The organism is Vibrio sp. 03-59-1 (assembly GCF_013114135.1).
Lineage (GTDB): Bacteria > Pseudomonadota > Gammaproteobacteria > Enterobacterales > Vibrionaceae > Vibrio > Vibrio cortegadensis.
In genome coordinates this window covers 441,801-462,461 of the sequence record NZ_VTYA01000001.1, presented here as the reverse complement: position 1 = coordinate 462,461, position 20,661 = coordinate 441,801, and the positions used below count along the sequence as shown (strand labels likewise).

General features: G+C 43.7%; 17 protein-coding genes. 7 read left to right on the top strand and 10 right to left on the bottom strand.

What is annotated here, in order from left to right; translation table 11 throughout:
• The first annotated feature begins 238 nt into the window (after positions 1-238).
• The 6 genes from nosR (at position 239) to F0249_RS01840 (ending at position 8,180) form a co-directional block, all read left to right on the top strand.
• Entirely contained in the window at positions 239-2,365 is a 2,127-nt protein-coding gene (gene nosR / locus F0249_RS01865; protein ID WP_171755652.1) for a transcriptional regulator NosR, read from the top strand.
• Positions 2,366-2,449: 84 nt separating this feature from the next.
• The gene (gene nosZ, locus F0249_RS01860) at positions 2,450-4,342 is read left to right on the top strand and encodes a TAT-dependent nitrous-oxide reductase (RefSeq protein WP_171755651.1); all 1,893 of its coding nucleotides are present in this window, start codon (positions 2,450-2,452) and stop codon (positions 4,340-4,342) included.
• 217 nt (positions 4,343-4,559) lie between these two features.
• Positions 4,560-5,915: a nitrous oxide reductase family maturation protein NosD gene (locus F0249_RS01855; RefSeq protein WP_171755650.1), complete on the top strand. Its 1,356-nt coding sequence runs from the start codon at positions 4,560-4,562 to the stop codon at positions 5,913-5,915.
• Complete coding sequence (locus F0249_RS01850; protein WP_171755649.1) at positions 5,912-6,847, top strand: ABC transporter ATP-binding protein; 936 nt, start codon at positions 5,912-5,914, stop codon at positions 6,845-6,847. The genes F0249_RS01855 and F0249_RS01850 overlap by 4 nt, the downstream gene beginning before the upstream one ends.
• Before the next feature lies 1 nt (position 6,848).
• A complete protein-coding gene (locus F0249_RS01845) occupies positions 6,849-7,667 on the top strand; it encodes an ABC transporter permease (RefSeq protein WP_171755648.1) in 819 nt (272 codons plus the stop codon).
• A gap of 12 nt (positions 7,668-7,679) precedes the next feature.
• A complete protein-coding gene (locus F0249_RS01840; RefSeq protein ID WP_171755647.1) occupies positions 7,680-8,180 on the top strand; it encodes a nitrous oxide reductase accessory protein NosL in 501 nt (166 codons plus the stop codon).
• Between the two features lie 123 nt (positions 8,181-8,303).
• Here F0249_RS01840 and ompW read toward each other — a convergent pair whose 3' ends face one another.
• Together ompW and F0249_RS01830 are read right to left on the bottom strand one after the other, a co-directional pair.
• The gene (gene ompW, locus F0249_RS01835) at positions 8,304-8,948 is read right to left on the bottom strand and encodes an outer membrane protein OmpW (protein WP_171755646.1); all 645 of its coding nucleotides are present in this window, start codon (positions 8,946-8,948) and stop codon (positions 8,304-8,306) included.
• Between the two features lie 459 nt (positions 8,949-9,407).
• Positions 9,408-9,887 (bottom strand): DUF1456 family protein, encoded by a 480-nt coding sequence (locus F0249_RS01830; RefSeq protein ID WP_017052773.1) that lies wholly within the window; start codon positions 9,885-9,887, stop codon positions 9,408-9,410.
• Positions 9,888-10,216: 329 nt separating this feature from the next.
• Here F0249_RS01830 and nhaD point away from each other — a divergent pair, with 329 nt between their 5' ends.
• Positions 10,217-11,662, top strand: coding sequence for a sodium:proton antiporter NhaD (nhaD, locus tag F0249_RS01825; protein ID WP_171755674.1), 1,446 nt, complete (start codon positions 10,217-10,219; stop codon positions 11,660-11,662).
• A gap of 165 nt (positions 11,663-11,827) precedes the next feature.
• On the opposite strand, the gene F0249_RS01820 is transcribed toward nhaD, so the two are convergent.
• The 8 genes from F0249_RS01820 to F0249_RS01785 all read right to left on the bottom strand — a co-directional run bounded on the left by F0249_RS01820 (position 11,828) and on the right by F0249_RS01785 (position 20,523).
• Positions 11,828-12,196, bottom strand: coding sequence for a hypothetical protein (locus tag F0249_RS01820; protein WP_017052775.1), 369 nt, complete (start codon positions 12,194-12,196; stop codon positions 11,828-11,830).
• A gap of 18 nt (positions 12,197-12,214) precedes the next feature.
• Positions 12,215-12,688, bottom strand: coding sequence for a methylated-DNA--[protein]-cysteine S-methyltransferase (locus F0249_RS01815; protein ID WP_171755645.1), 474 nt, complete (start codon positions 12,686-12,688; stop codon positions 12,215-12,217).
• Positions 12,689-12,690: 2 nt separating this feature from the next.
• Positions 12,691-14,055, bottom strand: coding sequence for a DNA-3-methyladenine glycosylase 2 family protein (locus tag F0249_RS01810; protein ID WP_171755644.1), 1,365 nt, complete (start codon positions 14,053-14,055; stop codon positions 12,691-12,693).
• Between the two features lie 260 nt (positions 14,056-14,315).
• Positions 14,316-15,932 (bottom strand): methyl-accepting chemotaxis protein, encoded by a 1,617-nt coding sequence (locus F0249_RS01805; RefSeq protein WP_017052778.1) that lies wholly within the window; start codon positions 15,930-15,932, stop codon positions 14,316-14,318.
• 135 nt (positions 15,933-16,067) lie between these two features.
• Positions 16,068-16,826, bottom strand: coding sequence for an SDR family oxidoreductase (locus F0249_RS01800; protein ID WP_171755643.1), 759 nt, complete (start codon positions 16,824-16,826; stop codon positions 16,068-16,070).
• Between the two features lie 64 nt (positions 16,827-16,890).
• Positions 16,891-18,030: an enoyl-CoA hydratase/isomerase family protein gene (locus tag F0249_RS01795; RefSeq protein WP_171755642.1), complete on the bottom strand. Its 1,140-nt coding sequence runs from the start codon at positions 18,028-18,030 to the stop codon at positions 16,891-16,893.
• 14 nt (positions 18,031-18,044) lie between these two features.
• Positions 18,045-19,229 carry an acyl-CoA dehydrogenase family protein gene (locus F0249_RS01790; RefSeq protein WP_171755641.1) on the bottom strand — a complete coding sequence of 395 codons (1,185 nt, stop codon included), beginning with the start codon at positions 19,227-19,229 and terminating at the stop codon, positions 18,045-18,047.
• A 49-nt stretch (positions 19,230-19,278) separates the two neighbouring features.
• Positions 19,279-20,523, bottom strand: coding sequence for a thiolase family protein (locus F0249_RS01785; RefSeq protein ID WP_171755640.1), 1,245 nt, complete (start codon positions 20,521-20,523; stop codon positions 19,279-19,281).
• Positions 20,524-20,661 lie beyond the last annotated feature (138 nt).

Sequence of the window (20,661 nt, the reverse complement as noted above, 5' to 3'; positions counted from 1 at the left end):
CCATATTTATAAAGAGGTTATTTTTTAAAGGCTTAGGCAATTTATTGCAAAACATCCAACTATTTATTAATAATTACATCAATATGTGAGCCCGCCAAAATTTAACACAATCAAAACATCTGCATTACAATTACTTTGATTCAAGTCAATCTTGCTAAGGGTATTTTGTTTACCCTTAGCTCTCATCACTACATTCATCATGCGCGCGTTCTATAAAGCAAGAAGCTGGGAAATAAGAATGGAATATTCATGTCATAGGCTCACTGCCCTAGTAAGATTTATCTCTCTGATATTCTGCGTTCTATTCTCGTTCTCTGCACAAGCTCTATTTGTTAGCCCACCCAAAGATCCAATCCCTCTGATCCAAGAGACTTTTCCAACAAACAGCTCTATTTCAGAAAAACAGGGGGAACCACCACTACGCATCATCAAAAAAAATGATGAAATACTTGGCTACGCTTTTGAAACCAATGATATAGCCAGGATTCCCGCTTATTCTGGTGAGCCCGTCAACATGTTGGTTATCATCGATCCACAAGGTGACTACATGGCGTCCAAAGTGCTAGAACACCACGAACCCATCATCCTCGCAGGCATTCCAGAAACCAAATTATGGGCATTTAGTGATCAATATGTTGGTCTATCAGTAAAAGACCGCATCAAGGTTGGAGGAAAACCCAATCAGGATTACATCCCAATCGACGGCTTATCTGGTGCGACGGTCACCGTCATGGTGATGAATGTTGCGATAACCAAAGCCGCAACCAAAGCCGCGGAATCATTAGGCATCATTAAGCCCTCTACCAATATCATTCAACCGATTTCAACCATCAAAAAAGATATTTTCAATGAAAGAACTTGGCTAGATCTCACTGGCGATGGTTCAATTAGAAAGCTATTTCTCGACAATAAAGCCGTACAAATGGCGTTCAATGGTACTGAAGGCGAGAATGTAGATACCGTTCCGGATAGCGAAAAAGATGAAATGTTTGCCGAAATCTATTATGCGCTTGCGGATATTCCGACAATAGGTAAGAACCTATTTGGAGAGGCAGAATATAACTGGCTGATGAAAGATTTGAAAGATGGCGAACATTTAGTGGCTATCTTCGGCAATGGATATTCATACAAAGGATCAGGGTATGTGCGGGGTGGGATATTCGATCGAATACAAGTCCAGCAAGCGGATAATGACATCTCTTTCCGAGATTTAGAACACACTCGGATCACCGACCTATTTGCGGTAGGACACCCTCATTTTAAAGAGATGTCTGTTTTTAAAATTCAGGCTCATCATGAGTTTGACCCAGGAGCGAGTTGGGAACTAGAACTACTCGTCCGCAGACAAACAGGCCCAATCGACAGTGTGTTTAGTAGCTTTAAAGCCACATACGATGTTTTAGAACAGTATGTCGATACTCCAGACGCCATCACCCCAGAGCCTGAACTGACACTAGCGCAACAAGTATGGCAAGAGAAGCAACTAGAAGTCATCGTGCTACTCGCACTGATCACAGTACTGGTACTGATCTTATTCTTTCAAGATATTTTAGTTCGCCACCCAACCTTCATGCATCAACTACGTCATGGCTTTTTAGTCATCACCGTCGTATTCATTGGTTGGGTGTGGGGAGGACAACTCTCCGTCGTGAATGTGTTCACCTTCTTACAAGCACTAGTCAAAGACTTCTCATGGGATCTGTTCTTACTCGACCCTGTGATCTTTATTCTTTGGTGTGCCGCAGCCGTCACAATATTATTGTGGGGACGCGCGGTTTACTGCGGTTGGTTATGTCCGTTTGGCGCACTTCAAGAGCTTATCAATCAGTTCGCACGGTACGTGAAAATCCCTCAATATGAACTTCCTTGGGCCGTCCATGAACGACTATGGGCAATCAAGTACCTCATTTTACTTGGTCTGTTTGGTCTCTCACTAGACTCACTCGCTCTTGCTGAACAGTTTGCCGAAATTGAGCCATTTAAAACCACATTCTTACTTAAGTTCGATCGCGAATGGCCTTTTATTCTATGGGCAGTACTGCTCTTAACCGTCAACTTATTTAATCGTAAAACGTTCTGTCGCTATTTATGCCCTCTCGGAGCTGCACTATCGGTATCAAATAGTATTCGCCTATTTGATTGGCTCAAGCGCCGTCCAGAGTGTGGCTCACCGTGCAAAACTTGTGCAAAAGAGTGTGAAATTCAAGCCATACAACCGGATGGGGTGATCAACATGCGTGAATGCCACTACTGTTTAGATTGCCAAATCACCTATTCAAATGAGGAAAAATGTCCTCCATTGAAAAAACTGGCCTACAAGAAAAGAAAAGCCAGCAAAAATGATATTCCAGTAACTCAACTATAACAGTCAATCATCTAATGACATGCAGCTAATTCATGTGACTGCCTAAACAATTAGCGACCTACAACCATAATATGGAGATCCACCATGAGTGATGACAAGACCAATATCGATCAAGACAATCACCCCGAAAACAGCGAACGTCGTAAGTTTTTCGGTAAAAGTGCCGCAATAGGTTTAGGCGTTGCCGCTGCGCCAATGACGGCAGCCATGTTTGCATCAATGGCAAAAGCTCAAGCATCTGAAATCAGCAACAGCGCAGTCGTTCACCCTGGAGACCTTGATGAGTATTACGGCTTCTGGAGTGGTGGTCACTCAGGTGAAGTTCGTATTCTGGGCTTGCCATCAATGCGCGAACTTATGCGAATTCCAGTATTCAACGTTGATAGTGCAACAGGTTGGGGCTTAACAGATGAAAGTAAGCGTATTAAAGGCGACAGCGCACACATTCTAGCGGGCGACTCCCATCACCCCCATATGAGTATGACGGATGGTCGTTATAACGGTAAATATGTCTTCATTAACGATAAAGCCAATTCACGTGTTGCTCGTATTCGCTGTGACGTGATGAAATGTGACAAAATGCTCACCATTCCGAATGTTCAAGCGATTCACGGATTACGTGTTCAAAAAGTACCACAGACTAAATACGTTATTTGTAATGGTGAATTTGAAATACCAATGAATAACGATGGCAAAACAACGCTTGATGACATCAGCACCTATCGTTCACTCTTTAATGTCATTGATGCTGAGAAAATGGAAGTCGCTTTCCAAGTCATGGTTGACGGTAACTTAGATAACACCGATGCCGATTATGACGGTAAATACTTCGCTTCTACCTGTTACAACTCTGAAATGGGCATGAACCTTGGGGAGATGATCACGGCTGAACGTGACCATGTTGTGGTATTCAGCCTTGAACGTTGTGAAGCAGCACTGAAAGCAGGCAACTTTAAAACATACAACGGTAACGACGTTCCTGTTTTAGATGGCCGTAAAGGCTCTGATCTGACGCGCTATATCCCTGTTCCAAAATCACCGCATGGCCTTAATACTTCTCCAAGCGGCGAATACTTTGTTGCTAACGGGAAACTATCTCCAACGGTATCGGTCATTTCTATCGCTAAACTCGATAGCCTATTCTCAAACTCTATCAAGCCGCGTGACACCATTGTGGCAGAGCCGGAACTTGGTTTAGGTCCACTTCATACTGCGTTTGATAACAAAGGTTTTGCCTACACCACTCTTTTCCTAGATAGCCAAATTGCAAAATGGAGTGTTGAAGACGCAATCAAAGCTTACAACGGTGACAAGGTTAACTATATTCGCCAGAAACTGGATGTCCACTACCAACCCGGTCACAACCATACTTCACAAGGTGAAACTCGTGATGCGGATGGCAAATGGTTAATCTCGCTATGTAAGTTCTCTAAAGATAGATTCTTACCAGTAGGCCCATTGCGTCCAGAAAACGATCAGTTAATTGATATTTCAGGCGATGAAATGAAGCTCATTCACGATGGTCCTACTTTTGCGGAACCACACGACTGTATGATCGTTCACCGCAGTAAAGTGAAACCAAATAAACTGTGGACGCGTGATGATTCTATCTTTGCCGAGACACTTGCTATCGCGAAGAAAGATGGGGTTGATGTGATGACCCAAAATAAAGTCATCCGTGATGGTAATAAAGTGCGCGTTTACATGACCTCAATCGCACCGACTTTCGGTATGAATGAATTCAGAGTGAAGCTTGGTGATGAGGTAACCGTTATCGTAACCAACCTCGATATGGTGGAAGATGTTACCCACGGTTTCTGTATGACGAACCATGGCGTACAGATGGAAATTGGTCCACAAGCGACCGCTTCGATCACCTTTACAGCCAATAAACCCGGCGTTCAGTGGTACTACTGTAACTGGTTCTGTCACGCTCTACATATGGAGATGCGTGGTCGTATGCTCGTTGAAGCATAGACACAATTATAGGCGGTTTACGTGCGACACGACGACAGGGTTTAACACCCAAAACTGAGTGACATATCCCATCGTCTAGATAGGTTCCTTCAGATAATGTGAAGGAACCTTATCAGCCATGTTCACGAACAGGCGATGCTAATGAGTGAAGTCATGACGCAAGAATGTATCAATCTTAATAAAAGAAAACCCTATCAATCAAAGAAGAAGGTGGCGATTGAATATTAAAAGCGGGCTTATTGCTGTCATTTTTAGTCTTTTCCACTCCGCACTTTTTGCTGCGGTATTCACCGTCAATCAAGGTGAAAGCCTTCAATTCGCATTGGATAATACCCAAGATGGCGATACCGTTTTAATCCAGCCTGGCACCTATTCTGGTAATTTCAATGTCCGCAATGGCATTAATATTCGTGGCGAGCAAGGTGCGATAATTGACGCTAATGGAGTGGGAAATGCCTTAACACTCAATACTTCAAATACAACGGTTGAGAACCTGACCATCATTAATTGGGGAGATGATTTAACCGAACAAAACGCAGGGATCTATTTAGATCAAGCGAACAACATCGTCATCCGAAATAATCAATTAACAGGCGATGGATTTGGGCTTTGGCTACAACGCGCCAATGATCTGCTTATCGAAAAAAATACCGTAGTAGGCAACCCTGCTTTGCGCTCTGCGGATCGCGGAAATGGTATTCAACTCTCAGCCGTAAAAACAGCGCTCGTGATCGGTAATGACATCAGCAATACCCGAGATGGGCTCTACATCATTTCAAGCCAAGAGAGCGAGTTACGTGGAAACACCATGCACGATCTTCGTTATGGCGTTCACTATATGTATTCACATAATAATCGAGTATTGAACAACACCGCTTACAACACACGAGCAGGCTATGCGCTAATGAGTTCTCGCTTGTTGACCGTGGAAAATAACACCAGCCGAGACAGTGAAGACTACGGCATGTTAATGAACTTCATCACCTCATCCACAATTAGCCACAACCAAATAAAGAATGTTTGGACTCGACCTGAAAATAAAGTCATTGGGCGCGAAGGCAAAGGGTTGTTTGTTTATAACTCTGCCTATAACACCATTAGCTATAACACCATCGATACCGCAGAGATAGGCATCCACCTCACTGCGGGGTCGGAAAATGGCAAAATTTTTGGCAACCAATTTATCAACAATCCCGTTCAAGTGAAGTACGTATCCAACCAAGAGCAAGAATGGAGTCAAAATGGTATTGGCAACTACTGGAGTAACTATCTTGGTTGGGATCTTGATAATAACAACATCGGTGATACGCCTTTTGAGCCAAATGATGGTATCGACAAAATGGTTTGGAAATACCCTGAATCAAAAGTACTGCTAGACAGCCCCGCCGTACTCATGCTGCGTTGGATCCAAAAGCAATTCCCAGTATTAAAGCCCGCAGGTGTTAAAGATTCGCACCCGCTTATGTCTCCAGATTCAGAGCAAGAACCTCAATCAGAAAACTCGACACAACGACTCAACAATCCCGTCAACGTAACTTCTCCTCTCATCGACGGAATAGGAAATCATTCATGAACGGACCGGTTGTACAACTCGAACAAGTAACCAAGCAGTACAAACAACTGCATGCTCTCAATGGCATTAATTTGACCTTAGAACGCGGTGAAGTATTGGGGCTATTTGGGCACAATGGTGCGGGAAAAACCACCATGATGAAGCTCATTCTCGGTGTTATTACGTTAACCCAAGGTAAGCTTTCAGTCTTTGGGGTTGATCCTAAAAGTAACCAAGCTTGGCATAGTCGTAAACATATCGGCTATTTGCCTGAAAATGTCAGCTTTTATGACCAATTGACCGGGCTGGAAGTGCTCACCTATTTTTCTCGCTTGAAATCTGCGTCTTCCGACCAGATCCAACCCTTGCTAAAAAAGGTCGGTTTAAGTGATGCTATGCACCGCCAAGTGAAAACCTACTCAAAAGGGATGCGGCAGCGCCTCGGACTCGCGCAAGCTTTTTTAGGTGAACCTAAACTGCTGTTGCTTGATGAACCAACCGTAGGACTTGATCCAATTGCAACCCAAGAGTTTTATACCAGCGTCGATCAACTCAAAAAAAGTGGTGCCAGTATTATCTTGTGTTCGCATGTGCTGCCCGGCGTTGAACAACACATTGATAGAGCGATGATCTTAGCTCGTGGGCAGTGTATCGCAGAAGGCACACTGGCCGAATTACGGCTTCAAGCCAATCTCCCAGTGGTCATCAAAACGCATGGCATTAACGGGGCACTTGCCAGCAATGAGCAATTAACCGGATTTATGGTGACGGATAATCAACTCCATATTCCAGAGAAACATAAAATATCGGCAATCAAAGAGTTGATGCGTTACGACACTCTCAGTGATATTCATGTGGAACCGGCCAACTTAGAACAGATCTACCAGCACTTTTTAAGCACAACCTCTGACGCTGTAGAACACGATCACTCACGCAGCAAGGAGGATCAATAATATGAACCCTATCATTGCGGTCGCATTAAAAGAGTTCCAAGATGGTTTACGTAATCGCTGGTTTGTCTCGATTACCTTTATTTTCGCGCTGTTGTCGGTTGGACTAAGCTATTATGGCAGTGTTGCGTCTGGACATATTGGTCCGCCGTCACTCTCATCCACTATCGCAAGTTTATCGAGCTTGTCGGTATTCATCATCCCGTTGATTGCCCTACTACTTTGCTACGACAGCTTCGTCGGAGAACAAGAGTCTGGCACTCTATTGCTGCTGATGACCTATCCGATCAGCCATGGACAATTGCTATTTGGCAAGTTTCTCGGCCAAGGTTTCATCATCACGCTTGCCACTGTTTTAGGCTTTGGTAGTGCAGGAGTCCTACTCGCCTTTACCCTTGATACCGCTGAAGTTGCGTCATCATTTGGGCTCTTTATTCTCACTTCCACTCTGCTTGGTTTGTGCTTCATTACCTTGGCTTACTTAACCAGTCTGTTGGTTTCAGAAAAATCAAAAGCGGCAGGTATTTCCCTCATCCTATGGTTGTTTTTCGTGCTTATTTTTGACTTAGTACTGCTTGGCGTGCTCGTAGGAGGAAGTGAGCTACTGACTCAGCACGCGTTAGTTCAGGTGATGATGTTCAACCCAGCCGATTTATTCCGATTAATAAACTTATCGTCATTGAACAGCACCGATGTTAATGGCGTATTAGCCGTGGCGATCAACAGCAGTTACTCCACCAGCACGCTTTTGCTTGTGATGCTGGCTTGGATCCTTCTACCGCTATCAGTGGCTTTACTCATTTTCAGAAAAAAAACGTTATAAGCGAGATTATACATGTCACAAAAAATATCCACGCAATGGAAAATAGTCACCAGCCTAGCCCTCTCTTTGTTGCTTATGGGTTGTGGCGAGGATCCTCAAGAAAAAATGCTCAAACAAGCAGTGGCAATTGAAAATAGTGATGAATGCCATTTGTGCGGAATGATCATTGCTAATTTCCCGGGGCCGAAAGGCGAAGCATTTCAAAAGGGCCATGATGATATCATGAAATTTTGCTCAACCCGTGATCTTTTTAGCTACTTGCTTCAACCAGAAAACCAACGCCAAGTTCGACAAGTATTTGTTCATGACATGAGTAAAACGCCATGGCAAAAACCTGAAGATCAATATTTCATCGATGCAAAAGAAGCGTGGTTTGTGATCGGTTCAAGTCAAACGGGGGCGATGGGACAAACACTGGCAAGCTTTAGTACCAAAGAAGATGCTCTAGCCTTTAGCAAAAAGTTTGGTGGAAAGCTGTATCAATTTGATGAGATCACTATCGATATATTATAAAACACCGTTCCTAATCACATGGGAGCGTCGTTCTATGACGTAGAAGAGAATAAAGGCAGCCTTGACTGCCTTTAGATCTTTATATCTTTAGATCTTTATATCTTTATATAGGGCGACTTCAGCTTAAAACTTGTAACCACCACCAATCATAAATACCCAAGGGTCTATTTTAACTTTTGTCGTTTGTTTTGCCCCATTAAATTTATAATGTGCATCGGTTTCAATATCTGCATACCAGATTGACGCATTCAAAAACCAATCTTCATTTAACATGTAATCGGCACCCGCATTGACCGCAAGCCCCCAAGAGTCATCTAAAGATAGATCACTCAACCCTGCTGATTTAGCTTTACTATTAAACCCTTCACTGAAAAAAGTCGTGTAATTGATACCAGCACCAACATAGGGACGGAAAGTACTTTCACGGGTTCCAAAATAGTATTGCAGCATAAGAGTAGGCGGCAGGTGATCAACATCCGCAATATCACCCAATCCAGCTAAATCAGTAGAAATGTTATGGCTAAAAGGGGTCGCGGCAAGAACTTCAAAGCTAATATTATCCGTAAACATATAACCAAGAGTTAAACCTAGCTGCATATTTGAGTCGACTTCAAGCTCTTCATTCGAACCCAGAATACCTGAACTACTATCGTTTGGAACGACTCCAGCAAGCCCTGCACGAACAATAAAATCCCCCTCTTTATGGGCAGCGACATTCGTGGAAGCTAACGCAGCGAGGACGGCAAGACTAAACATTGTTTTTTTCATTATAATTTCCTTTGTAGGGCTAAATAGTTGTTTTTATTAATTTGCGCGCAAAGTAGCATATAAAAACCACATTTTTTTGATGGAAATCAATTTGTAACAAAAACTTAAACATAGAGTGCATATATGCAACATTGATCACGAATGTTATGCAAAATACCTACATATATGTAGTGCAAGCTTTACGTGTATCACACCCCTTTCTATTGGCTCGATCTCTCAAACATTAGCTCGATCTCTCAAACATTAGCTCGATCTCTCAAACATTAGCTCGATCTCTCAAACATTAAAGTGAATTGATGCCCGATAATTCACTGAATTTGTGCGACAAACTCAATGAGAAAATTAAATGATGAAGTGGTTTGCAACGAATAAAGAGAAGAGTTTTGTTCAGGCAACAAAAAAGCGAGCACTTGTTGAATGCTCGCTTTTGCGGTATGTATGCTAATTAAGCCTACAAGATTAATCTACATAGTCTTCAGAATCAGGACGAAGTTGGAATTGCACACCCATTAAGAAGTTACGTAAAATCTGGTCTTTACACTCACGATAATTTTTATGATTTGGCTTACGGAAGAATGCGCCTAGCTCATGCTTGCTCATGTCGAAGTCAACCAGTTCCATTACATTTAAAATGTCTTCTGTTTTCATATTAAGGGCGATACGCAGTTTCATGAAAACCATGTTATTGGTTAGACGATTTTCTGGCTCAGGCTGTGCACCTTCTCGCTTACCACGTTTTAAATTAATGAGACCATTCAAGAAGATCGCCAATTCACGATCGCGGCATTTTACGTAATCAGAATCATCTTCTTTTTTTAACCAGTTGCTTACCTGCTCACGTGTTACTTCAAGATCTGCTTGAGCAAAAATCTTAATCATCTGAGCATCTTTAAAATCAAAAGTGTAGCGAATACGGCGTAAAATGTCGTTATTAGTCACGGATAGTCCTAATGTAAAAGGCAGCACCCTCATTATTAATGGCTAGCGAACAATAATACGGCTAACAAAAGGCTGCACTGCAAGTAAGTAGCCGCGCACTCTAACAGATATTGATTCTAAATAGGGTTATATTTGCTCAGTTGAGAATTTTTTATGCTGCTACCTAGATTGGCGTAATGTTATTACTGATACTTTTTTGATTAAACTAACCGCATTAATTGGATTCACTTCACACTTAGGCTCTTGATTTACTACTAATATTTATTTGTTGCCTTTATCCGGAGTCAGTAGATATGCATGTTCAGAAATCACCTTTTAGTCTTCCTTCTATCATTACTATTTTCGCCACAAGTTTACTCATGTTGATGTCTCCATCGGTGCTTGCTTCCTCTACAAGTTCAGGACTCAATTCTCCTCTTGATTTAACGCAGTCCACAATCGGTTATGCCGCGATTGGGATTTTTGTGGTGGCTTATACCTTAGTAATGCTTGAAGAGGTGCTAAAGCTGAGAAAGTCCAAGCCCGTTCTGCTTGCTGCGGGGTTAATCTGGATCATGATCGGCTATGTCTACCAGCAGCATGGCAATATCGACGTCGCACAACAGGCGATTGAACATAATTTACTGGAATACGCGGAATTACTGCTCTTCTTACTCGTGGCCATGACCTACATTAGTGCGATGGAAGAGCGTCGTCTTTTCGATGCGCTTCAAGCTTGGATGGTTGGCAAAGGGTTTGATTTTAGATCCTTGTTTTGGCTTACCGGCTTTCTCTCATTTTTTATTTCCCCTATTGCCGATAACTTAACCACCGCTCTTTTAATGTGTGCTGTTGTTCTAAAAGTGGCGGGGAGTAACGTACGCTTCGTTAATATCGCCTGTATCAATATTGTGATTGCCGCCAATGCGGGGGGCGCATTCAGTCCTTTTGGTGATATTACCACTCTAATGGTGTGGCAAGCGGGCCATGTGAATTTCGCTCAATTTCTTCCGCTCTTTTTACCTTCAGTGATCAACTATCTTGTACCAGCACTGATCATGTCCTTCTTCATTCCGAGAACGAAGCCAGATACCATCCATCAAGAAGTTGAGCTAAAACGTGGGGCAAGACGAATTGTTGCATTATTCATTCTCACCATTGCTACCGCGGTGGCTTTCCATGCAGTGCTACATTTCCCTCCTGTGATTGGAATGATGATGGGCCTCGCTTATTTACAATTTTTCGGCTACTTCTTAAGACAGACCCTACCCATGTCGTTAGCGAAGAAGAAAGCGATAGCCATCGCCAATAATGATGAAGCGGCTTTAAAAAGAATAGGCTCTGTCGTTCCTTTCGATGTATTTAGGCGTGTTTCGCATGCCGAATGGGACACTTTATTATTTTTCTACGGCGTGGTGATGTGTGTCGGTGGACTAAGTTTATTGGGGTATTTAGGGTTAGTTTCAGAGGTGATGTACACCCAGTGGGATCCCGTTTGGGCCAATGTAATGGTTGGCATACTGTCTGCCATTGTCGATAACATTCCCGTGATGTTTGCCGTTCTGACTATGGAACCTGTAATGTCGATGGGGAACTGGTTATTAGTCACGCTCACCGCAGGGGTTGGAGGAAGTTTGCTCTCTATCGGTTCTGCGGCTGGAGTGGCTTTAATGGGAGCTGCGCATGGAAAATACACCTTCTTCGGCCACTTAAAGTGGGCTCCAGTGATCATGCTTGGTTACGCGTCCAGTATTGCTGTGCATTTAATGCTGAACAGCCATCTGTTTCACCAATAGATGATACGCAGGTTTCAGTTAAGATAAGAGCCTTTATTAAGGCTCTATCAATGCTATTTGTTCGGTTGTCCCGCGATGACTTATTATATGTCGGGGCTTATGGCTTATGGCGATAGCCTATCGAGTGATTCAACTAGTGAGAATAGAGAACAGCTAAAATTACGATTAATCAGCCCTTAACCATAAACTGCTCATGTTATACATGGCACAAGAGTTACAGGTCAGCCTTGCACCACTCAAATGAATCGACATCACAAGATCATTCCGCTTCTCTTTCGAGCTGTTTCTCAATTTTATATAGACGCTTTTATCTTCTACCGTGTATGGCTTCTCCATGACCTCTCCAGCCATGGTATATCGCATCACGCCATCTTTAAAATGGATGGTATTTGAGTTCTCTTGGTTGCTATACATACCTTTAAATGCATAGGTTTGAGCGTTTTCCAATCGCTCAATCTTCTCTTCTGAACACCCTGAAAGCAATAAAGCCGCTAAACTAAGAAGAGATAAGGACAAACTCGGTTTTATATTCATAACACTCCATATCAATCACTATAAAACACCTTCTAATTGTAACAATTTTTCTTTGATTTCGATACCACCCGCATAGCCCGTTAACTTACCATTTTTACCAATCACTCGATGGCATGGAACAATAATCGAAATTGGATTTTTTCCATTAGCTAACCCCACAGCCCTCACCGCTTTAGGGTTATCAATCTCATTGGCAATATCTTGGTAACTCCATGTTTCTCCATATGGAATTTTCATCAACGCATCCCAAACCCGTTGCTGAAATAAGGTTCCCTTAGCCGCAATTGGCAATTCGAAATGGGTCCTTTCTCCTGAAAAATATTCGCCTAACTGCTTCATTGCACAGACCAAAACCGGATGATGATCGTCCTTCAATCCTATGTCATCAGGTTGCGTAGTTTGCGTTTCAAACCAAACGCCAAGTACCCCATCATCACACGCTTGTATTGTCATTGTGCCCATCGGGCTTTGATAGTGCGTAAATACGTTCATCTCTATAAATTCCAGCAGTGAAAAGTCGCGTAACTACCCCACGGGGCGACGGATTTTGGGTTTAAATTGGTATATTCGGCCATGGCTTTTTTAACCACTAAATCTGTATCTAAAAAACAATCTGATTGAGATAGCCCACGCAACAAAGCGTAATTAATCGTCCACGGGCCAATCCCTTTTAATGATAACCACTCAGATGGGTGTTCATCAAAACTCTCGCACATATAGCGTGCGAATCTACTTAAAGTTTCCTTGCGACTATTTGGCATACGCAAAAAACTGACATCGCTCGACGCCACTTTTTCCGGAGTGGGAAAGTACATGGCAGACTCTGTCTGTTCACCTAAAGTATCCACTAACAAATTCAGTTGCCCAATCGCGGCTTTCACTGATACTTGCTGCCCTAGAATAGCTCTAACGCCGGCCTCCCATGCATTCCATACACCGGGAATTCGCAAGCCATGCTCTTTTATCAAGCCAGGCGCACTCTGCTCTAACTGTTCTTCGATGCTGTGAATATCAATATCCAAATCAAACATTCTGCGCAGTTGGCTCACAAGATTTTGTAACTGAGTCATATCATCTAGCTCAAAGCTAATATCCAAAACGTCGCTTTTTCCTAACGAGGCTTTGAACCAACCTTTTACCCCATTAATGATAAAGTGACGTTGATAGCTATTTTCATCCACTATTTCAATGCTGGATATTGCTCTGAGTCGGTAAAAGTTCAGCATATGCTGCCAGTTAAATGGGGCACGGAAAGCCAAGCTCAATTGGTGAGTTGATTGTTTCATGCTGGTATTTTTTCTCATTTGACTCGGTGTCAATTTAAGGTATTTTTTGAAGGCATCATTGAAACGGCGAATGCTGTTAAACCCACAGGCAAAGCTGACGTCTCCAATGCTCATCGAACTGGTATGAAGCAACTGCTTAGCAAACATAAGTTGATGATACTGAGCATACTGCTTTGGCGACATGCCTAAGTGTTTATCAAACAGTTGCCTCAAATAACGATCTGAGATCCCTAGTCGCTTCGCCAATTCAGCCAAAGATTGTGTTTGTAATTCACCACGCTCAATCATCGTAATTGCACGCTGAAATGTCGTCTCTGTCCCTTTCCACGCCCATGAATGTGGGGCGCTATCAGGTCGGCAACGTAGACATGGTCGATACCCTGACTGCAACGCCTTTATTGCATGGTGATAATATTCAACATTCTCTTCTTTGGGCATCACCGCAGGACAGATTGGGCGACAAAAAATGCCCGTCGTTTTGACAGCAATATAAAACTGTCCATCGAAACGAGGATCTCGCGCTTTTCTCGCTTTTTGACACTCTTCAATACTCAGCCTACTTTCTACTTCCATCTTGCGCTATCCAAGTTCCTTTAGAGACATATTAAGTGTATCGCGAACCATCGCCTTGAATAGCCATTTTCGGAACTAAACCTAAAAATAGTAGAACACTGCTCACTATTCACCTTTCTCTGATCTCTAATAACCAATCACTAATCACTAATCACTAATGAATATTAGCGTCAGAGACCTCAGAGACAAAAAAAGCCACATAATGATGTGGCTTTGATTAGGCAGATCCTCGCCTTATGTTCAGGCGTTTTAGCGCGACGTTACACTTTGAAATAGCGTAATTGATCTTTTAGCACTTCAGATGCTTCGGCCATAGATTGACTCTCTTGAGCCAGTAATTGAGAAGCTTGTTTGACTTCATTCGCCGATAGATGAATGCTACTTACATTTTGATTCATCTCTTGAGCAACCAAACCTTGTTGCTCTGATGCCGCTGCAATTTGAGCGACCATATCATTAGAAACCACCAGCTCTTCAACCATTAACGCGAGCTGAGCTTGTGTCTCCTTCGCTTTAGCCACACTCGCTTCCACTTTACTGTGGCTGCTTTGCATAGTATTGGCAGTATTGGTGGTTCTCTCGATTAATGCATCAATGGTTTCTTGCACTTCTGAGGTTGAGTTATGGGTACGACTGGCTAGGTTTCGAACTTCATCGGCAACCACTGCGAAACCTCGACCTTGCTCCCCAGCCCTTGCAGCCTCAATCGCGGCATTTAATGCTAGCAAGTTGGTTTGATCTGAAACGTCAGAAATCACGTTTACTACCGAGCTAATTTCATCCACACCACTTTTTAACTGAGTCACAAGATTATCTGCGACCGCGATATTATCTGACACTTCGGCAATCGTATCCGTCGTCGCACGCATATTGCCGCCACTCACCTCTGCATGAGAGGTCGCAGTCGCCGTTGAAAGCGCGGTTGTCTCTGCATTATGAGCAACGTCTGAGATGGTCGTGCTCATCTCTGTCATTGCAGCTGAAAGCTGTTCAAGCTGCGTATACTGAGAATAGACACTGGTTGCGGCTTCTTCACTAGCGGAAGCGATACTTTGCGCCATACTGGAAGAGAGAACAGCAGATTCATTCGCCGATTGAAGCGTTTGTTGCAGTTTAGCCAGCATGCGATCGATCTCGCCTCCAACCTCTCCAAGCTCATCTTTTCTTTTAAAGTTAAGCCTTACGGTTAAGTCACCATCAGCAATACGGTGGGTTTTACCAATCAGGTTATGCAGTGGGTTAACTATATTTGTCGAGATCACAAACCCCATTGCGAGTAATACTACGGCAAGGATCACCGCAACAATCAACCCTTGTATCGCATTCGCAAAAAAGGTTTCTTGTATATCGGCAACTAAAATCCCAGAGCCAACAATCCAATCCCATTGAGAAAAATAGATCACATAAGAAATTTTATCCTTCAACTCACCGGTTGAGCTTCTCCATTGATAGTCTAAAAAGCCATGTTGAGTCGTTTTGGCTATTGTAGCCATCTCTTGCCAATGATACTTCCCTGCACCATCTTTGAACCCCTGAGCATTTTGTCCAATCAACTCTGGTTTAATCGGATGCATTAAGACATTTAACGCTGGATTGGTAACCCAAAAGTAGTTTGTCTCATCGAAACGAATTTGCTTAATGGCGTCTAGTGCCATCGATTTCGCAACCTCTTCTCCAAGTTCACTGCGCTGCTGGTAAAAATAGTCCACCAACTTCACGACCGTTTCCACTTGAGATGACAATTTGCCTTCTCTTTCTAGGTAAGAGGAACTCCGTTGCTCATTTAAGTTATACAAACAGGTCGCAATGATCATCGTCACTGCTGCCATTACTATTGCTAATAGTTTATTTTTCACCGATAAATTACTTAATTTCATACCAAGCCTACCCAACGTCAATTGTTGTTTTATTTTTGTTTTTATATTGTGGCAGAACTTGTAATTTATCGTGATGACTTTGGTCTTATTTTGTGATGAATAATGAATGCTGTTTCACATTTTTTTGACATGTCGCTACATTCGCATTCCTCCATCGATTTCGAGCACTCTTCCGGTAAAGTACTCATTTTCAAATATATATTTGGCCGCATGGGCAATCTCAGCAGAATCACCTATTCGCCCCACGGGTATCATTGCTTTCAAGCGATCTACCGCTTCCGGTTTCAGCTGTCTTGCCATCGCAGTATCCACGACTCCCGGAGCAATAGCAGCAGCGCGAATGCTATAACGAGCCAGCTCTTTCGCCCAACATGTCGCCATACTTGCAACGGCTGCTTTAGATGCAGAATAATTCGATTGACCAATATTCCCTGAACGAGCAACACTCGAAATATTGATAATGACACCCTTACGTTTCGTTTCGATCATTTTGGCGGCGGCCTCTCTCCCACACAGGAATGTACCGACCAAATTGACGTTGATCACCGCATTAAACTGCTCCAAAGACATCTTATGTATTTCGCCTTCTTTCACCTTGACTAACAAGCCATCTCTCAGCACTCCTGCATTATTGATCAAGCCATCAAGTTGTCCGAAGTCCTCAACAATTCGATTGAACACCGCTTCGACTTGAGGCTCACTAGTCACATCAACAGCATAGGTACGAGAAGTGACGCCAAGCGCCAAACACTGCTGTTGTGTCTCTTGTAACGCTTGCTCATTGATATCAAGTAGGGCAAGTTCAGCTCCAGATTGCGCTAAGGTTATCGCCATCGTCTGCCCCAACCCTTGTCCTGCCCCCGTAATGGCAACGACACTCTGTTTCAAGTTCATAGATAAATCTCCTTACCGATACCGCTTTAGTAATAGCAATAATGGTTGCTACGGCGAGGTAAACTCAATGGCCTAATTGCGCGAGTGGGTGCTGTTCTTTGCTCCACAACGAAGTGAATAGTGCCTCGATCAGATCAGTATCCACATCACCAATGCTGCTAAATAACCATTGAGGTTCACCACTTTTATCAATTAACCGCGCTCGAACACCCTCTTGAAATTCGCCTAAAATCCCGCAATGAGCGGACAAGCCGAGTTCCAGTCGAAAGCAATCGGCTAAGGATAAATGATGGTGTTGAGTCATTTGTCGAAAACAGATGTGCGCGGTGATAGGGCTGCCTCCTTTCAAGGCGTGTTTGGCAGAATCGAGCCACTTATGTGTCGATTCCGAATCGGGGGAGATCGCTAATATGTTGCGTCGAATCGTCTCTAAATCTGTTGAATCGCAGGCTTGCTGGATCTCAGAAAAATAGTGCATCAATTGATTTTCTGGCTTGTGGTCTATGGCCTGCTTGGCTAGCGAGTTAAGCAACGTCGTGAGGATGGAATGATGATCGTTATGTTCTTGCCAAGAAGTGGCTTGTAACTGTGCAAGCAGGTGATCTTTAGTCTCAGGAAGAAGCAAATGATCCGCAAGATGAATATCCACCGCATCCGTTGCATTCACTAACGCTCCGGTAAGACCTAGAAACAAACCAATACCCGGTTCTAATCGATTTAGAAACCAGGTTCCACCCACATCAGGATACAAACCGATGTTTATTTCTGGCATGGCTAAACGGGATTTAGGCGTCACTACTTTGTGGCTCCCTCCCATAAATAGCCCCATTCCACCACCCATCACTATGCCTTCCCCCCACACGACAATAGGTTTGGGATAGGTATGGATCAGATAATCACATTGATACTCAACCGTAAAATATTGAATACAAAATGCTTGTGCATCTGCTTTAGATTCATCACGCATCACGTTATGCATTGTGCGGACATCCCCTCCAGCACAAAAAGCTTTCTCACCCGCCCCCTGTAATAAAATGCAGACAATTTTGGGATCGTATTTCCACAGATCTAACTGATCTTTTAACTGCACTAACATATCGAAAGTTAATGCATTCAGAGAAGTTTCATTTTCCAGAGTCGCAATCCCAACGCTGTGCTTTTCATCGTCACATTGCCATTCAGTAAAGCTGACCTTACCTGTCATATCGCCTCCTTTATTTACAGAATTTCAGCCCCATCAGCTAACAGTCGTCTTGCGATAATTAAACGCATGATTTCGTTCGTACCTTCTAATATCTGATGCACTCGAACATCTCTGAAGTAACGTTCAAGTGGATACTCTTTGATGTAACCATAGCCGCCATACAGTTGTAGCGCTTGATCACACACTCTAAATCCGACGTCGGTGGCAAATCGTTTAGCCATCGCACAGTAAGCCGTTGCTTCAGGATCTTGACGATCCAATTTACTGGCCGCATATCGGACTAACTGCCTTGCAGCCACTAACTCTGTCGCCATATCCGCGAGCTTAAATTGCAGCCCTTGGAATTGATCCAAACTTCTGCCGAACTGCTTACGCTCTTTCATGTACTGAGTCGCTTGATTCAACGCTTGCTGCGCCGTACCTATAGAACAGGTCGCGATGTTAATTCGCCCACCATCAAGACCTTTCATCGCGAATGTAAAACCCAGCCCTTCTTCTCCCAGTAAGTGACATGCAGGAATAGACACATTTTCAAAAGTAACCGAGCGTGTTGGTTGGCTATTCCACCCCATTTTGGGTTCTTTTCGCCCGTAACTGATCCCTGCGGCATTCGCCGGAACCACAAAAGCAGAAATACCCTTTGCCCCCTTGCAAGCCTGATTTTCCGTTTTACTGTCATCAGCTTCTGTACGAGCCATCACCACTAAAACGTCAGTTTCACCAGCCCCCGAAATAAAGCTCTTGCCGCCATTGATGATGTACTGCCCATCCACTTTTTGGGCTCTGGTGACCAATGACGCAGCATCCGATCCTGCATTTGGCTCAGTTAAGCAGTACGATCCTAGCCAATCTCCCGAGATCAGTTGAGGACAGAACTCATCTTTCACGTCTGAAGTTGCGAAGCTCGCGATCATCCATGTCACCATATTGTGAATCGTCATGAACGCGGTGGTTGAGGTGCACCCCATCGCCAACTGCTCAAAAATAATCGACGAATCGAGCCTGCTCAAACCTAGTCCACCACTCTCTTCCGGCGTGTAAAGGCTCAAAAATCCTAGCTCCCCTGCCTCTTTCAAGACATCTTTAGGAAAGTGGTGTTTTTCATCCCATTCAGCCGCCATTGGACTCAATTTATCCATCGCAAATTGATGAGCGGTACCAGAAAACAGTTGTTGATCTTGATTGAGTTCAAAATCCATACATCGCTCCTTCTCGGTTTATTCGCAACCTCGCTTCCTATGTCTCGTCCTAGACTTCAATCCCCACAGCAATCGCTTCTCCACCGCCAATACACAAGGAAGCAATACCCCGCATCACTCTATCGTGAGGTTGATTTGAAACCGAAGATTGAAGCTTTTTTAACTGCCTTAAGCTATGGACTAAAGTCACCAAAATACGAGCCCCACTTGCACCAATAGGGTGTCCAAGCGCACATGCTCCACCTTTGATATTGACCTTGTTGGTATCTAGACCAAAATGTTGAACGGCAATTTGAGTGACTACGGCAAAAGCTTCGTTAATTTCCCATAAATCCACTTCATCCACAGACCAATCTAGCTGAGAGAGCAGTTGCTCCATGGCATACACAGGTGCAAGGGTAAATTCAGAAGGTTTTCGAGCATGAGTAGCATGGCCTTTAATCACCGCCAATGATGTTAACCCTTGCTGCCTTGCCAAATTAGAATCCATAACAATTAACGCTGCGGCTCCATCCGAAATGGCACTGGAATTAGCGGCTGTCACCGAACCAATCGTGGAAAAGGCGGGACGTAAACGGGGGATTTTATCGAGACTAATTTCCGTTGGGTGCTCATCAAAATCGATAATTTTCTGTGACGGTTTTTGTGCTGTGTTGGTAGACGTCTTTGCCGTTGATGTCTCCTTAATTGGTGCGATTTCATCAGCAAATAACTGCTGTTGCTGCGCCTCTAACGCTCGGGTCACCGACATGGTCGCCCACCGATCCATCTGCTCGCGCGTAAAATGCAATTTATCAGCAGTATGCTGTGCATAGACGCCCATCAGCTCTCCGTCGTAGGCATCTTGCAAGCCATCTAAAAATAGATGGTCATCCGTACTTTTGTGCCCTAAACGCATACCACTTCGAGCTTCTTTAAGCAGATAAGGGGCGTTGGTCATGCTTTCCATACCACCAGCAATCGCACATTGAATGGAGCCTGATAAAATCAAATTATAGGCCAGCGCAACCGACTTCATACCAGAGCCACAAACTTTGTTGATGGTGGTACAACCGACAGAATAAGGCAATTGCGCTCCGAGAGCGGCTTGTCGTGCAGGGGCTTGCCCACATCCAGCAGGTAGAACACAGCCCATGAATACTTCATCAATTGAATCAACAGAGATAGGAATCGACTCAAGCGTCGAACGGATGGCAAACGAGCCTAATTTTGGCGCAGAATATGCCTTCAACATACCTTGAAAGCTGCCTTGGGGTGTGCGTTTTGCGGCGACAATCCATATCGACTTTTCCATTTATCTGTCCCCATCGATTGAGTTCTGATCAATGTTTTCTGCATAACGCCTTCAGAGCTAGCCTCAAAAAAAAGCGGTTACTTTTTGCACTGCCCTTGCTTGACGTTTACGTAAGCATAGCACTAACATTTACGTAAA

Excerpts from the sequence above, each read along its gene's own strand:
- F0249_RS01800 (WP_171755643.1), bottom strand. The coding sequence starts at position 16,826 with ATGAACTTGAAACAGAGTGTCGTTGCCATTACGGGGGCAGGACAAGGG.
- F0249_RS01805 (WP_017052778.1), bottom strand. The coding sequence starts at position 15,932 with ATGAAATTAAGTAATTTATCGGTGAAAAATAAACTATTAGCAATAGTA.
- F0249_RS01815 (WP_171755645.1), bottom strand. The coding sequence starts at position 12,688 with ATGAACGTATTTACGCACTATCAAAGCCCGATGGGCACAATGACAATA.
- ompW (WP_171755646.1), bottom strand. The coding sequence starts at position 8,948 with ATGAAAAAAACAATGTTTAGTCTTGCCGTCCTCGCTGCGTTAGCTTCC.
- nosR (WP_171755652.1), top strand. The coding sequence starts at position 239 with ATGGAATATTCATGTCATAGGCTCACTGCCCTAGTAAGATTTATCTCT.
- F0249_RS01820 (WP_017052775.1), bottom strand. The coding sequence starts at position 12,196 with ATGAATATAAAACCGAGTTTGTCCTTATCTCTTCTTAGTTTAGCGGCT.
- F0249_RS01850 (WP_171755649.1), top strand. The coding sequence starts at position 5,912 with ATGAACGGACCGGTTGTACAACTCGAACAAGTAACCAAGCAGTACAAA.
- F0249_RS01845 (WP_171755648.1), top strand. The coding sequence starts at position 6,849 with ATGAACCCTATCATTGCGGTCGCATTAAAAGAGTTCCAAGATGGTTTA.
- F0249_RS01785 (WP_171755640.1), bottom strand. The coding sequence starts at position 20,523 with ATGGAAAAGTCGATATGGATTGTCGCCGCAAAACGCACACCCCAAGGC.
- F0249_RS01790 (WP_171755641.1), bottom strand. The coding sequence starts at position 19,229 with ATGGATTTTGAACTCAATCAAGATCAACAACTGTTTTCTGGTACCGCT.
- F0249_RS01840 (WP_171755647.1), top strand. The coding sequence starts at position 7,680 with ATGTCACAAAAAATATCCACGCAATGGAAAATAGTCACCAGCCTAGCC.
- F0249_RS01795 (WP_171755642.1), bottom strand. The coding sequence starts at position 18,030 with ATGACAGGTAAGGTCAGCTTTACTGAATGGCAATGTGACGATGAAAAG.
- nosZ (WP_171755651.1), top strand. The coding sequence starts at position 2,450 with ATGAGTGATGACAAGACCAATATCGATCAAGACAATCACCCCGAAAAC.
- F0249_RS01810 (WP_171755644.1), bottom strand. The coding sequence starts at position 14,055 with ATGGAAGTAGAAAGTAGGCTGAGTATTGAAGAGTGTCAAAAAGCGAGA.